Source organism: Ruegeria sp. CDSA089 (assembly GCF_059612205.1).
In genome coordinates this window covers 459,766-473,491 of sequence record NZ_JBXWQD010000001.1, presented here as the reverse complement: position 1 = coordinate 473,491, position 13,726 = coordinate 459,766, and the positions used below count along the sequence as shown (strand labels likewise).

Genomic DNA, 13,726 nt, shown 5'->3' with positions numbered 1-13,726 from the left:
GACCGGAGGCCCTGTGGCCTCCGGTCTTTTTTGTTCAAGCTTCGGCTTTGGGATGCGTCAGTTCCGCAAAAACAGCTTCGGCCTCGTGGTCAATATCCAGCGTGGCGGGGGTCAGGGTCCCAGCGTCGAGGTCATTGAATACCGCCCTGTCCAGCTTGCCGACACGCTGCGCGACGATGGTGGTGACAACCGCGTCGCCGGTGATGTTCACCACCGTCCGCATCATGTCGATGATCCGGTCAACGGCAAGGATGATGGCGATCCCGTCCAGTGGCATACCCAGCTGGTTCAGAACCATTGCCAGCATCACAATCCCCACGCCAGGTACGCCCGCCGTTCCGATTGATGCCAGAACGGAGATCGAGATGATGGTCATATAGCCACCCAGCCCCAGATCAATCCCATAGGCATTGGCCAGGAACACGGTTGCCACCCCATGCATGATCGCGGTGCCGTCCATGTTGATCGTCGCGCCCAACGGGATGCCGAATGAGGCAACCGAGCGGTCCACACCAATGCGCTGCGTCACGCATTGCATCGAGGCCGGGATCGTCGCGTTTGAGCTTGAGGTCGAGAAGGCAAATACCTGCGCCGAGCGCATCTTGCGCAGAAACGCGCGCGGGCTGAGACCAGTGCACACATAAAGCAGCACCATCAGCGTCACGCAGAGGTGAAAGACCAGCGTGAGGCTGATGGTCGTCAGGTACCCGATGACCGGGGCGAACAGGCTGAACCCTTCGACCGCGAAGGTCTTGGCGATCAGGCAAAAGACACCGATCGGGGCAAAGGCCATCACGATCTCGACGATTTTCATAGCCAGTTCGTTCATGAAGGTGCAACCCTCGACAAAAGTTTTGGCGCGGCTGCCGATCATCAGCACGGCGATACCGACAACGATCACGTAGAAGATGATTTGCAGCATTTCGCCATTGGCCAGCGCCTGAACCGGGTTCTTGGGGATGATGTTTGCCAGTATCTGCCACGCAGTATCCTGCGTTGCGACGGACACATCCGCGCTGGCCATATGCAGGCTGTCAAATCCCATGCCGGGATTGATGATGTTGGCGAACACCAGCGCCGTCATCACCGCCAGCGCCGTAGTCGCCAGATAGGTGACAAAGGTCAGCCCGCCTACGCGCCCCAACACCTTGAGATCACCAATCCCAACCACGCCGCACAGCAAGGAAAACACCACTAGCGGCACGACCAGCATTTGCAGCCCGTTCAGGAACATCTGACCAACCATGGTGAACAGGCCGTTGACCATATGCTCCTGAAGGAACGGGATTTGCCAATAGTTCAGGGCCAGTCCAAGGGCTGAGCCAAGTACAAGGGCCATCAGGATTTGCGTTGTCAGGTTGGCCGCAAGCAGCCGTCGAATAGCATGAGTCATTGTCCGTCTCCCTTTACCAAAGCCAAACCCGCAGGTCGGGAACCTGTTGCATCACGGGCTATGTCATTGAAGCCCAGCCGTGCGGATCTAAACGGGGTCGAACGGCTGAGGGTCAGGATTACTTGGTGACGTAGGGTAAGGATTCAATCGCTGGGCGTAGGGAAGTCGCCATTTAGATGATTAATAATTCTTCATCTTTTCTGTCTGATCTGCCCTGAGGCAGTCGAAATACCGGACAACGCCCTAGCTGAACTCAATCAAATCCCAGCGATTTCCAAACGGGTCACGCCAGACCGCGACGGTTCCATAAGGTTCATGACGCGGGGTTTCCTCGAACGTCACGCCGGCCGCTTTCATGGCGGTGTAGTCGCGTTGAAAATCATCGGTTTGCAGGAAAAAACCAACCCGGCCGCCGGTCTGGTTGCCAATCGCCGCCGCTTGTTCCGGCCCGTCGGCCTGCGCCAGTAAAAGCGAGCCCTGCTCGGATCCCGCAGGGGCGACACGTACCCATCGCTTGCCTCCGCCCAGGTCGATATCCTGCAAAAGCGAAAAGGACAGGGTTTGGGTATAGAAAGCAATCGCCTCATCATAGCCGGGCACGACCAGTGTGACCGCGTGCACGCTTTGCCGCATGGGGGATCAGCCTTTGGTGGGGTGACGATCGGGCAGTTGGATATTGGCGACCTGCTCGGCAATCGGAGCGGTGGACAGCGGATGATGTCCTGCAGCTGCAAGATCGGAGGGATCACTGACGCGTGTCCATTCGCCCCGAATATAGACCTCCAACCCCGAGAAACGGGCCTTGTAGCCCATCTTGGGGCTGCCCGGCACCCAATAGCCCAGATAGACATAGGGCAATCCAGCTTCGCGTGCGATGTCGATATGGTCGAGGATCATATATGTCCCGAGGGAATTCTGCGGCTGATGTGGGTCGTAGAAGGAATAGACCATGCTCAGCCCGTCATCGAGTACATCGGTCAGGCTGACAGCGATCAGCTCATGCGAGTTTGGGTCAGCGTATTCTACGACGCGCGACCGGATCGGCGTTTCCTCGATCATCGCGGCGAATTCGAACACGTCCATATCGGCCATGCCACCATCGGAATGGCGGGTGTCCAGATAACGGCGGAACAGCTCATACTGCTCATCTGTGGCCCAGGGCGAGTTCGCCTTGCGCTGCAAATAGGCGTTGCGCTTGGCTGCGCGTTTCTGGTTTTTGCGGGGTTTGAAGGCCGACACGTCGATCCGTGCCGACAAACAGGCCGCGCAATCGGCGCAAGAGGGACGGTAGAGCACGTTCTGAGACCGCCGAAACCCTTGTTGTGAAAGGGAGTTGTTCAACTGGTCTGCGCCTTCGCCTTGCAGGGCGGTGAACAGTTTCCGCTCCATCTTGCCCTCAAGATAAGGGCAAGGCTGTGGGGCCGTCACATAGAATTGTGGCGCAATGGGCAGCGTGTGTCGCATGAACGTTCCGTGTTTCCTGGATCGGATGATAACAACCGATCCCGGAACCGCCAAGTGATTCACGCGACCCTGTTTGTCTTATGCGCGCTGGTTAATCATCACCGTTCCAAGGAACGAATCCGTCAAGCTCTGACAGCGTGCGCTGGTCAGCATCATGATGACCGAAACGATCTGCACGACAAAGAATGCCATGCTAACGAAATACCCCGCTGTGTGGGCCACCGCTTTGCCCAGATCCATCCTTGCGCCGAATGCGTCGCGCAGCTCGATCCCCATAAAGCGCATGCCCAGCGTGGCCGACCCGTTGGTGATCGTGACCACGCGGTAAACAAAGCTGATGACGCCGTAGATCAGCGGCAGGAAAAACAGCCCCGCGCCAAGGGTCAGGAAGACCGGCACGATACACAGCAGCGAAATCAGCGCGATATCGAACAGCCAGGCAACAAAGCGTTTAGTCGCCACCGATTGATAGAATTCCGGCTGGCGATCGGGATCGGGTAGATGGGTCATATAGGGATATCCGCGTCGTTGAATAGGATCACCCTGTCCCGAAATCCGGGGCAGGGCAAGGTCGGATCAGGCCGTCGCGCCGGTTTCGGCGTCGTCGCGGTTTTCGCGGGCGCGTTCATCCATGAACTGGTCGAACTCGGCCTTGTCCTTGGCTTCGCGCAAACGGCGCAGGAAGGCTTCAAATTCTTTCTGTTCACGTTCCAGTCGCGCCAGAGTGTCGGACTTGTAGGCGTCGAACGCGCTGTTGCCCGAAGGTTTCATGGCGCTCATGTGGCTGTTCCAGGATTTGCGACGGCTGCAGGATTTGCTGAACATGCGTTTGCTCCAGATCATATAGGCCAAAAGGGCAAGGCCCACGGGCCAGAAGAAGATGAAACCAAGCACCATTGCGGCGATCCAGGCGCCTTTGCCTTTGTCGTCCAGCCAGGCCTCGATACGGTGCAACCATCCCGGATTCGAAGGGACGGCGGGGTCGGATAGTGCGGTCATGTGGTGTCTCCGGGTTTATGTAAATCGCTTTCACATTGAATAGATGGGAGCTGCATAACAGGTTGCAAGGGGGAAATGTAAAAATGTTTTACATCTAGTCGGAGCTGATGTCGCACAAGGCTAGTTTCCACTTGTGCAAGCCTTTGAAATCAGGCCATCTCTGATCATTGTAATGCAGGAGGCCGCATGACCGACGCTCTGATAATTCACCGAATGCCGCGCCCGTTCGATCCGGCTTTGGGCGATGAGGCGCGCGCAGCGGTCCCCGATGCTACGCCGCAGCAGGGCGAATTGATTGCTGGCGTTGCAGGCTCAAGCCCGTACCTCAAAGGGTTGATTGATCGGGAAAAAGACTGGCTGGCGCAGGCGTTGCACAATCCCGATCAAGCCTTGGCCGAGGTAATGTCCGCCGCGCGCGCACTGCCACCGGATCAACTGAAGCCCGGTTTACGGCAAGGCAAGCGGCGGATGGCGCTGCTGACCGCGCTGGCCGATGTAGCAGGGGCATGGCCGCTAGAAAAAGTCACCGCTGCGCTGACGGATTTCGGCGCGCTGGCGGCTGATGTGGCCGCCAAGGCCGAGATCGCGGCGCTGATCCGGCGCGGTAAACTGCCCGGTATGGTCGAGGACGACGTTGAGACCGCCGCCGGGATGATCATTCTGGCCATGGGCAAGATGGGCGCGCATGAGCTGAACTACAGCTCGGATATCGACCTGATCGTGCTGTTCGATGAGACCCGGTTTGACCCGGATGATTTCTATGAGGCCCGGCATGGCATGGTGCGTGCCACGCGGAACTTCTGCGCCACGCTCAGCGACAAAACCGCCGATGGCTATGTGTTCCGCACTGATCTGCGCCTGCGCCCGGATCCGGGGGTGACGCCCGTATGTATGGCCGCCGAGGCCGCCGAGCGGTATTACGAAAGTCTGGGCCGCACTTGGGAGCGTGCCGCCTATATCAAAGCGCGCCCCTGTGCAGGGGACATCGCAGCAGGGCAGCGATTTCTGGATACGTTGCGCCCCTTTGTCTGGCGGCGGCATCTGGATTTTGCCGCGATTCAGGACGCCCACGACATGCGCTTGCGCATCCGCGAGAACAAGGGCACCGGGGGCGCTCTGACCATTCCGGGCCATGATATGAAACTGGGGCAAGGTGGCATCCGCGAGATCGAATTCTTTACCCAGACCCGCCAGTTGATCGCAGGAGGGCGTGACCCAGACCTGCGCGTCCGCGGCACGGTGCCGGGGCTGGCCGCGCTGGCCGAAAAAAGCTGGGTGCCGCCAGAGGTCGCCGACAAGCTGACCGACCATTACCGCGCTCATCGCGACGTCGAACACCGCATCCAGATGATCCACGACGCGCAGACCCACAAAGTGCCGCAATCTGCGGAAGGTATCGAGCGCGTCGCCTGCCTGATGGGAATCGACAGCGCCGAGTTGACCGATGACCTGACCCGCCGCCTGACCGAGGTGGATGAGTTGACCGAGGGCTTCTTCGCCCCCGGAGCCGCAGCCCCCGCGCCAACCCCCGAAGTCGCGTTTGACGAAGGCGTCATGGCGCGCTGGCCGACCTATCCGGCGCTGCGATCGCAACGGGGCGCGCGGATATTCGAACGGCTGAAACCCGAATTGCTGGCGCGTTTGGCCAAGACCGCGAAACCGGATGAAGCGCTGCTGGCGCTCGACGGGTTCCTGTCGGGCCTGCCTGCGGGGGTGCAACTGTTTTCCCTGTTCGAGGCCAACCCACATCTGATCGATCTACTGGTCGATATCGTAGGGACATCTCACGCGCTGGCGGGGCACCTTTCGCGCAATGCCTCGGTTTTTGACGCGGTGATCGGCGGCAGCTTCTTTGACGACTGGCCGGGGCAGGCGGCCTTGCAGGCCGATCTGGAGCAGGCGCTGGCGCAAGAGGCGGATTACGAGACACAGCTGGATTTCGCCCGCCGCTGGTGCAAGGAATGGCATTTCCGCATTGGTGTTCACCACCTGCGCGGGCTGATCGACGGGGCGCAGGCCGGGCAGCACTATGCCGATCTGGCTAGCGCCGTGATTGCCGCGCTTTTGCCGCATGTGGCCGGGCAATTCGCCCGCAAACACGGGCCGGCGCCGGGACGCGGGGCGGCGGTGCTGGGCATGGGCTCGATCGGGGCGGGGCGGATCAATTCGCAATCCGATCTGGATATGATCGTGATCTATGACCCGCTGGATCAGGACATGTCCGACGGTCCGCGCCCGCTGGCGACACGAACCTATTACGCGCGCTTCACGCAGGCGCTGATCACGGCCTTGTCTGCGCCCATGTCGCAGGGGCGGCTCTATGAGGTCGACATGCGTCTGCGCCCTTCGGGAAATCAGGGGCCGGTGGCAACCAGTTGGGCCAGTTTCACTAACTACCAGCAGAATGAAGCATGGGTCTGGGAACACTTGGCCCTGACCCGCGCCCGCGTTGTGGTTGGAAATGCTGATCTGGCGCAGGATATCGAAACCTTCCGCGCCGAATTTCTGACCCGTCCCCGAGATACCGCGAAGGTGCTACGCGAGGTGGCCGAGATGCGCACGAGACTTGCCGCCGCCAAATCTCCGGCCGGTATCTGGGATGCCAAGAACGGCTCGGGTCGGATGATGGATATCGAACTGATGGCCGAGACAGGCGCGTTGCTGTCCGGTCTACCTCAACGTGATGTACACACGGGGATGGACGGCGCGGTCGCTGCTGGCTTGCTGAATGTCGCGCAGGCGCAAACGCTGAAGGACTGCTATGATCTATGCTGGTCGGTACAATGCGCGGCCCGGCTGCTGTCGGGCAAGGTGATCGAGGCCGACAAGATCGGCGAGGGCGGCACCGCTTTCCTGTGCCGGGCTACCGGGTTTGAAAAGGTCGACCAGCTTCAGGCCGCGTTGCAGGACAGTTACGACACCGCCGCCGGGATCATCGGCCGCGTGATTTCGGAGGATACCCATGGCGCGCAGTGACGACCCCAATGACCACAAGGGCCTGATCCGCGAGGCATATAATATTGAGGGCATCACCTTGCCCGAATGCCGCAGTATCTTCTTGGATTGGGCGCTTAGCCTGCCTGCGGATCGCGACCAGACGCAGGCGCTGACCGATCTGCACTCGATCTACGCGGCGCAGGCGGATCACCCGATGACGCAGGTGCTGACCGAGGGACTACAGGCAGCACAAAAACCCAAACGCCGCGGCGGCTGGCGTTCCCGCGACCGCTAGGGCTTTTCCCCGCGCGCCGGAGCCACTAAGAGGAGCGGCATGACCCAATCCGCCGACCGCCCCCGTATCCGCCTGAAACCCAAAGCCAATGCGCGCGGCCTGCGCCACGGGTTCCCCTGGGTCTATGCCAATGATATCGTCACCGATCGCCGCACCCGCAAAATCCCGGCGGGGGCTTTGGCCGTGTTAGAGGATGAAAAACGCGCGCCCATCGCGTTGGTTGCAGTAAACCCCGAGTCCAAGATCATGTGCCGCGTGTTGGACCGCGATCTGGATGCCGATTTAAACGCCACGTGGTTCGAAACCCGCCTGCGCCGCGCGCTAGACATGCGCGAGCGTCTGTTCGACGCGCCTTATTACCGTCTGATCCATGCCGAGGCGGATGGTTTTCCCGGCGTCATCATTGACCGCTTTGGCGATGCCTGCGTGATCCAACCCAACGCAGCCTGGGCCGAAGCGCATCTGGACACCCTGACCGACGCGCTGGTCGCCGTAACGGGCGTGACCACGGTATTGAAAAACGCCTCGGGCCGGACACGCGGGCTTGAGGGGCTGGACGATGCCAACCTCACCCTGCACGGCACGGCCCCCGACGCGCCGCTGTCGGTGCCGATGAACGGCGCGACCTATATGGCCGACCTGACCGGCGGCCAGAAAACCGGGCTGTTCTATGATCAGCGCCCCAACCACGCCTTCGCGGCGCGTCTGGTTCAACCCGGCGCGCAGGTGCTGGATGTGTTCAGCCACGTGGGCGGATTCGGTCTGGCGATGCTGGCTGGCGGAGCCGGGCAGGCACTGTCCGTGGATGGCTCAGCCGCCGCGCTGGAATTGGCGACCCAAGGCGCGCAGGCGTCTGGCTGTGCCGACCGGTTCCAAACCCGCCAAGGCGATGCCTTCGACGTGCTGACCCAATTGGGCGAAGAGGGCGCGCAATTCGACGTAGTGATCTGCGACCCGCCTGCCTTTGCGCCCTCGAAACAGGCACTGGACGCGGGCCTACGCGCCTATGAACGCATTGCGCGACTGGCCGCGCCGCTGGTCAAACCGGGCGGCTATCTGGGCCTGTGTTCGTGCTCGCATGCCGCTGATCTGGGTCGTTTCCGCGACGCCTCATCCCGCGGGATCGGCCGGGCCGGGCGGCAGGCGCAACTGATCCACACCGGCTTTGCCGGCTCCGACCACCCGCAACTGCCGCAACTGGCGGAAAGCGGCTACCTCAAAGCCGTGTTCTACCGGCTGTGAGGGCGGTTCTGGATACATGCGTCATCTACCCCACGGTGATGCGAGAGATGCTACTGGGCGCGGCAAAGCTGGGCCATTTCGAACCCATCTGGTCGGCGCGCATCCTCGAAGAATGGGCCCGTGCCGCCCGCAAAATGGGCCCCACGGGCGAGGCACAGGCCCGCGCCGAAATCGCCCTGACACAATCGCACTGGCCCAAGGCGGAACGCGCGGCGCAACCGGGCGTGGAACAGCGCCTCTGGCTACCCGATGCCGCCGATATCCACGTTCTGGCCACCGCCATAACCTCGTCGTCAGATGCGATCATCACCATGAATGCCAAGGACTTCCCCCGAAACATCCTGTCGGATGAGGGCCTGATCCGCCAAGACCCAGACACGCTGCTGCATGGCTTCTGGAAAGCCGACCCGCAAGGCCTCTCGGATACCGCCCACCGAGTCCTCGCACAGGCCAACCGCCTCTCAGGTGACCAATGGACCCTGCGCGCGCTGATGAAAAAAGCTCGCCTCCCGCGTTTGGGCAAAGCCCTCACGACCTAATCCCGATCCGCCCTTCATCTGGCTAAAAATATCCCGGGGAGTGTGAGGGGCTGGCCCCTCACAGCCGAAACCTATCCACCCGCACCCCAACGCTGCTCCAACGCCTCCAGCGCCGCAATCCGCTCATCTGTCTTGGGATGGCTCATCAGCCACGCCGGAGTAACCCCCGCCCGCTGTTCAGTCAGTTCCTCAAGCTTATGAAACAGGGATTTCTGGGGCCCAATCCCGATCCCCGCCTTGGTCAGCAACGCGGCGGCGTATTCGTCCGCCTCATACTCATCGCCCCGCGACAAGCGTGAGGCCAGAAGATGAGTCAACATATTGGCAATCCATGCGCCGATAAACGGAATGAACCGGGCAAACAGCATCATCAACGCCGCCCGCAGCGCGTTCTGACCGGAAAAATCAATCATCCGCCGCCGCGCATGACCCAAGGCCACATGGCCCAGCTCATGCGCGATCACGCTGGCCATCTCCTCGGCCGAGACGTCTCCATTGCGGAACTTGCGATAGAACCCGCGTGTGACGAAAATCCGTCCATCCGGTGCGGCCAGCCCATTCACAGGGTCGATCTCATAGATATAAACCGGCACACGTTCGATCTCGAGCGCGGCGGCCAATCGGTCAGTCATGCGTTTTAGAGCGGGATCCGCCAACTCTGTAGATTTCGCATCCAACTCGCGATGGGTGCGCCAGACGGAAATCCGGTACATGACAACGGCATAGGCAATCGCCAGCAAGATCGGAGTTAATCGCAGCATACCTCAGATATGGGGGGCGATCGGGGCGAGGGCAACAAAAAATCGGGGCTGAAACGATCACGATGCCCTAGCTCGCGTGACATCAATCTAGGGTGAGGTCGCCTGAAACGACTGAGCCTTTGCTTGTCGCGCGAGGGGTTGCGCCATACCCTTGTTATCATGTGGTCTTTTGCAGAAATCCGCCCATCTTACAGCCGCGCCGAGCGTATCAGCGACGGGTTTGTGCATATTCTGGGCGTCAGCGCCGCCAACATCGCGGTTCCTACGCTCATTTTCTTGACGGTTCAGTACCGCACCGAGCCCGCCGCGATACTGGGCGTTTCAGTTTATGGGGTCACGCTTATTCTGATGCTGTCGCTTTCGGCAGCTTACAACATGGTGCAATCGGACAGGTGGGGGCATGTATTGCAGCGGTTGGACCATTCCGGAATCTATGTGAAAATTGCTGGAACCTATACGCCATTCATATTGATTTCGGGCGTACAGTCGCCGGGTTTGTTGATTGGTTTGTGGTCTTCGGCAACGCTTGGGTCGGCCCTGAAGATGATTGACCCGCATCGCTTTCGATGGTTTGGGTTGGGGCTCTACGTTTTAATGGGGTGGGCCGTCGTCTGGGCGGGGCAATCTCTGCTAGCGGACCTGTCCCATCCCGTTATCTGGCTGATGGTCGCAGGCGGCATTGTCTACACGACCGGGATTGCCTTTTACCTGTTGGACTGGCTGCCTTTTCACAACACGATCTGGCATGTTTTTGTTCTGACAGGCAGCGTTCTGTTTTTTGCCGCCGTTTCCGCGCATACGGCATGGGCCCCGGCGTTACCGAGCGAACCTTTATCGCGTTAGCTCGCGCATGCCCTGTTCCAGCCCAGCCAAGGTCATCGGCACCATGCGGTCCTCGAAAATCTCGCGGATCATGCTAACTGAATGAGTGTATTCCCAGTATTTCTCGGGCACTGGGTTGATCCACAGGTTTGAATTCCACTGGTCTCGTGCGCGTTGCAGCCAGACCTGACCTGCCTCTTGGTTCCAGTGCTCATTCGCCCCGCCGGGGTAGGCGATTTCATAGGGGCTCATGGAGGCATCGCCTACGAAAATACATTTGTAATCGGGGCCGTAGGTGTGTAGCACCTCATGGGTGGGGGTCTGCTGATCCCAGCGGCGGGCGTTGTCGCGCCAGACGCCTTCGTACAAGCAGTTGTGGAAGTAGTAATATTCCAGATGCTTGAACTCGGTCCGCGCGGCCGAGAACAGCTCTTCGACCACCTTGATATGCGGGTCCATTGAGCCGCCCACGTCCAGAAACAGCAGAACCTTGACCGCGTTGTGACGCTCGGGCCGGGTTTTGACGTCGAGATAGCCGTGCTCGGCGGTGGCGCGGATGGTGCCGTCGAGGTCCAGCTCATCGGCGGCACCCTCGCGTGCCCAACGGCGCAGGCGTTTCAGGGCGACTTTGATGTTGCGGGTACCCAGTTCGACCGTGTCGTCCAGATTCTTGAATTCGCGCTTGTCCCAGACCTTGACCGCGCGCTGGTGGCGGCTTTCCTTCTGGCCGATACGCACGCCCTCGGGGTTATAGCCATACGCCCCGAACGGAGAGGTCCCGGCAGTGCCGATCCATTTGTTGCCGCCCTGATGGCGGCTTTCCTGATCCTTGAGACGCTCTTGCAGCGTCTCCATCAGTTTTTCGAACCCGCCCATGGCCTCGATCTCGGCCTTTTCGTCCTCGGACAGGTGCTTTTCGGCCATCTTGGCCAGCCACTCGGCGGGGATGTCTACGGCCTCGATAACCTGATCAAAGCTGATCTCTTCCAAGCCCTTGAAACTGGCAGCAAAGGCCTGATCGAACTTGTCGATATTGCGCTCGTCCTTCACCATCGAAACGCGGGCGAGGTAGTAGAATGCCTCGACATCATAGGTGGCCAGGCCCTTTTTCATGCCTTCCAGAAAGGTCAGATATTCGCGCAGCGAGACGGGAATACGGGCTTTGCGGAGGTTTTCGAAGAAGGGCAGGAACATGGGTCTATGCGATCAGCCGGACGAGAATGAGGGACAGGACCAGACCCACCAACGAAAAAGCGATGCCATAGCCCGCAGCGTATTGCGCCATATCCGCGCCGCTGCCATTGCGTTTGCGTGCCGTCAGTGCCCCGAGGATTGCCCCCAGTATCGCCATTCCCAGAACTACGACCATGCGTTAACCGCCTCTGTTGTTTGACGGTGCTTCTGCTACCTCTTGCATCAGCGACCGGACCACCGTTTCCGAGCCAAAGCCGTAGCGCGCCCACCCCAGACTGTCCAGCCTGACGGAACGTGCCTGCGTGGACCGTCCGGCCTGATTCAGCGCTTCGGATTTCAGCAACAGCAAAGTCGCCAATTGCGAGGCGTTCTCGGCGCGGGTCATCACATCAATGGCTTTGTCCAATTCGGGCAGGAAATCGGGACCGCTGCCTTGCGCCAGCGCATAGGCGCCAAGCTGCGTGGTAATGTAGGCCTGATGCACCTCAGTACTCGGTGACGTGCGCAGAAATTGCAGCGCGATATCATATTCGCGCAAAGCGGCTTGCGGGTTGTCAAATTGCCCCATGCGCCCCATCAGGTAGTGCGGATAGGCGCGGCGGTGGTCGGTCCAGCCCTGTTCGTGTCCGATCTGCGCGGCGCGCTGGGCAGAGCGTAGCCGGGCCTGCACGTTGCGGTTGGGGTTCAGCGATTTTTGCACCGCCCTGATCCATTCACGCGGGGTTTCTGAGGGGGGACCTACGGGCTGGACTTCGCCGTTTGGGTTCAGACGGCGTAGAATGCCGGGGATAACGGCTTCGACTTGTTCACGGCTCATGCCGCTGCGCAAGTCAGGCGAGTAGGCAGCGCGCAGCATCAGCATATCGAACCCGGTCAGAACGGTATGTATATTGTCATCGTTAAAGACTGAATCCGGCAGGTGATACAGGTCGTTCAGCGGCCCCAGAGCCTGGGCAATCTCTTCGTGCAGGCAATCGCGCTTTTCCTGCGGGCTGGCATCGTAGGGGATGAAAATCCCCAGTCGCTGCCGGTCTTGCAGCCGGACCCAACTGCTTTTCTTCTTGCGCCGATCCCGGCTGTATTCCTCGAAACTGGAGGCGTTCGGGACGACGAAACAGGCGGCTTGCGGCAGGATATCCTGAATTTGGTCCTGAGTGACGGCCTCGATGGTGATATTGGCCTGACCATCCGGGATTTGCCGGATGTCGATCCGTGCTTCGCGGCGCAGACGGTTAAGCAACCGGGTCAAATCCTGCTGCATCGACGGAGTAACCTGGCCGGTCAGGCGCACCGTTACGGGCCCCTCGAAGCGAGTAAAGACCGGTAGGGGCGTGCCGCTTTCCAGCGCAAAGTGAAGTGATACGAAATCGCGCGCCATATCGGCATTTGCCCGACCGGGCGGGGTAGGGCGCGGGGTTACAAAGGCCTTTGGGGGCGGCAGCCCTTCAACTGTGGGCTTCACCCGGCTGGGTGGTTCTGGGACGGAAACAGCCGTACATCCAGCCAATGCCAAACCGAACACAAGAGCAGCCCAGCGGATCATGCGCGTTGATACCGAATGAAAGGTGTCTGTTTGCCGATCCGATCATACAATTTGCGAGCGGTATGGTTGAATTCTTGCGTCAGCCAATAGACCGATGGCGCGCCTTGTCGGTCAGCCTCGTCATACACGGCTTGAATTAGCGCGCGTCCAACGCCGGTTCCGCGCGCCTCGGGGCGGGCGAACAGATCCTGAAGGTAGCAGACACTTTCCTCTTTCCACGCATGGCGGTGAAACAGGTAGTGCGTCAGGCCGACCAAACCATCGGAGCTTTCGGCAACAAAGCACGAGAAATCATGCGGATCATCCCCTAAAAGCCGCGCGAATGTGCTGTCATAGGTGCTGTCGGGTACGGATGTTTCGTAGAACGCCAGATAATCGCGCCACATCTCAGCCCATTCGGCCCGGTCATCGGGCCGCAAGGCACGGATCGTAAGGGTGTCAGACACTCAGATTGCCCCATCTGCTCGGATGCCCGACAGTCGGGCGATCATGTGCCAATGCTGACAGCCCGTTTGCCGTAAGGCAAGGCTGATCACT

General features: G+C 60.2%; 15 protein-coding genes. 5 read left to right on the top strand and 10 right to left on the bottom strand.

Annotation, left to right across the window (positions count from 1 at the left end; all coding sequences use genetic code 11):
- Positions 1-34: 34 nt before the first annotated feature.
- The 5 genes from AC2FJ6_RS02395 to AC2FJ6_RS02375 form a co-directional block, all read right to left on the bottom strand.
- Positions 35-1,393, bottom strand: coding sequence for a dicarboxylate/amino acid:cation symporter (locus tag AC2FJ6_RS02395; RefSeq protein ID WP_170774552.1), 1,359 nt, complete (start codon positions 1,391-1,393; stop codon positions 35-37).
- A gap of 243 nt (positions 1,394-1,636) precedes the next feature.
- Positions 1,637-2,026, bottom strand: coding sequence for a VOC family protein (locus tag AC2FJ6_RS02390; RefSeq protein ID WP_496668317.1), 390 nt, complete (start codon positions 2,024-2,026; stop codon positions 1,637-1,639).
- Positions 2,027-2,032: 6 nt separating this feature from the next.
- Positions 2,033-2,857 (bottom strand): arginyltransferase, encoded by an 825-nt coding sequence (locus AC2FJ6_RS02385; protein WP_170782577.1) that lies wholly within the window; start codon positions 2,855-2,857, stop codon positions 2,033-2,035.
- A 78-nt stretch (positions 2,858-2,935) separates the two neighbouring features.
- Positions 2,936-3,367: an RDD family protein gene (locus AC2FJ6_RS02380; RefSeq protein ID WP_496668315.1), complete on the bottom strand. Its 432-nt coding sequence runs from the start codon at positions 3,365-3,367 to the stop codon at positions 2,936-2,938.
- Between the two features lie 66 nt (positions 3,368-3,433).
- Positions 3,434-3,856 carry a DUF2852 domain-containing protein gene (locus AC2FJ6_RS02375; RefSeq protein WP_170774544.1) on the bottom strand — a complete coding sequence of 141 codons (423 nt, stop codon included), beginning with the start codon at positions 3,854-3,856 and terminating at the stop codon, positions 3,434-3,436.
- A gap of 186 nt (positions 3,857-4,042) precedes the next feature.
- Here AC2FJ6_RS02375 and glnE point away from each other — a divergent pair, with 186 nt between their 5' ends.
- Genes glnE through AC2FJ6_RS02355 form a run of 4 tightly spaced genes read left to right on the top strand, consistent with a single transcriptional unit; the run spans position 4,043 to position 8,869 of the window.
- Positions 4,043-6,832 (top strand): bifunctional [glutamate--ammonia ligase]-adenylyl-L-tyrosine phosphorylase/[glutamate--ammonia-ligase] adenylyltransferase, encoded by a 2,790-nt coding sequence (gene glnE, locus AC2FJ6_RS02370; RefSeq protein WP_170774542.1) that lies wholly within the window; start codon positions 4,043-4,045, stop codon positions 6,830-6,832.
- Positions 6,819-7,088 (top strand): hypothetical protein, encoded by a 270-nt coding sequence (locus AC2FJ6_RS02365; RefSeq protein WP_170774540.1) that lies wholly within the window; start codon positions 6,819-6,821, stop codon positions 7,086-7,088. Before glnE ends, AC2FJ6_RS02365 begins: the two co-directional genes overlap by 14 nt.
- A gap of 39 nt (positions 7,089-7,127) precedes the next feature.
- A complete protein-coding gene (locus AC2FJ6_RS02360) occupies positions 7,128-8,330 on the top strand; it encodes an RSP_2647 family RNA methyltransferase (protein ID WP_170774538.1) in 1,203 nt (400 codons plus the stop codon).
- A complete protein-coding gene (locus AC2FJ6_RS02355; RefSeq protein WP_170774536.1) occupies positions 8,327-8,869 on the top strand; it encodes an RSP_2648 family PIN domain-containing protein in 543 nt (180 codons plus the stop codon). Before AC2FJ6_RS02360 ends, AC2FJ6_RS02355 begins: the two co-directional genes overlap by 4 nt.
- 71 nt (positions 8,870-8,940) lie before the next feature.
- Here AC2FJ6_RS02355 and AC2FJ6_RS02350 read toward each other — a convergent pair whose 3' ends face one another.
- Entirely contained in the window at positions 8,941-9,630 is a 690-nt protein-coding gene (locus tag AC2FJ6_RS02350) for a M48 family metallopeptidase (RefSeq protein WP_170774534.1), read from the bottom strand.
- A 159-nt stretch (positions 9,631-9,789) separates the two neighbouring features.
- Here AC2FJ6_RS02350 and trhA point away from each other — a divergent pair, with 159 nt between their 5' ends.
- A complete protein-coding gene (trhA, locus tag AC2FJ6_RS02345; protein WP_480874727.1) occupies positions 9,790-10,473 on the top strand; it encodes a PAQR family membrane homeostasis protein TrhA in 684 nt (227 codons plus the stop codon).
- Here the strand turns inward: trhA and AC2FJ6_RS02340 are convergent.
- Genes AC2FJ6_RS02340 through AC2FJ6_RS02325 form a run of 4 tightly spaced genes read right to left on the bottom strand, consistent with a single transcriptional unit; the run spans position 10,462 to position 13,635 of the window.
- A complete protein-coding gene (locus AC2FJ6_RS02340; protein WP_170774531.1) occupies positions 10,462-11,646 on the bottom strand; it encodes a vWA domain-containing protein in 1,185 nt (394 codons plus the stop codon). The two genes, trhA and AC2FJ6_RS02340, sit on opposite strands and share 12 nt — an antisense overlap.
- Positions 11,647-11,650: 4 nt before the next feature.
- Positions 11,651-11,821 (bottom strand): hypothetical protein, encoded by a 171-nt coding sequence (locus AC2FJ6_RS02335; RefSeq protein ID WP_170774529.1) that lies wholly within the window; start codon positions 11,819-11,821, stop codon positions 11,651-11,653.
- 3 nt (positions 11,822-11,824) lie between these two features.
- Positions 11,825-13,189: a DUF2927 domain-containing protein gene (locus tag AC2FJ6_RS02330; RefSeq protein WP_170774527.1), complete on the bottom strand. Its 1,365-nt coding sequence runs from the start codon at positions 13,187-13,189 to the stop codon at positions 11,825-11,827.
- Positions 13,186-13,635 (bottom strand): GNAT family N-acetyltransferase, encoded by a 450-nt coding sequence (locus AC2FJ6_RS02325; protein ID WP_170774525.1) that lies wholly within the window; start codon positions 13,633-13,635, stop codon positions 13,186-13,188. Before AC2FJ6_RS02325 ends, AC2FJ6_RS02330 begins: the two co-directional genes overlap by 4 nt.
- Positions 13,636-13,726: the final 91 nt, after the last annotated feature.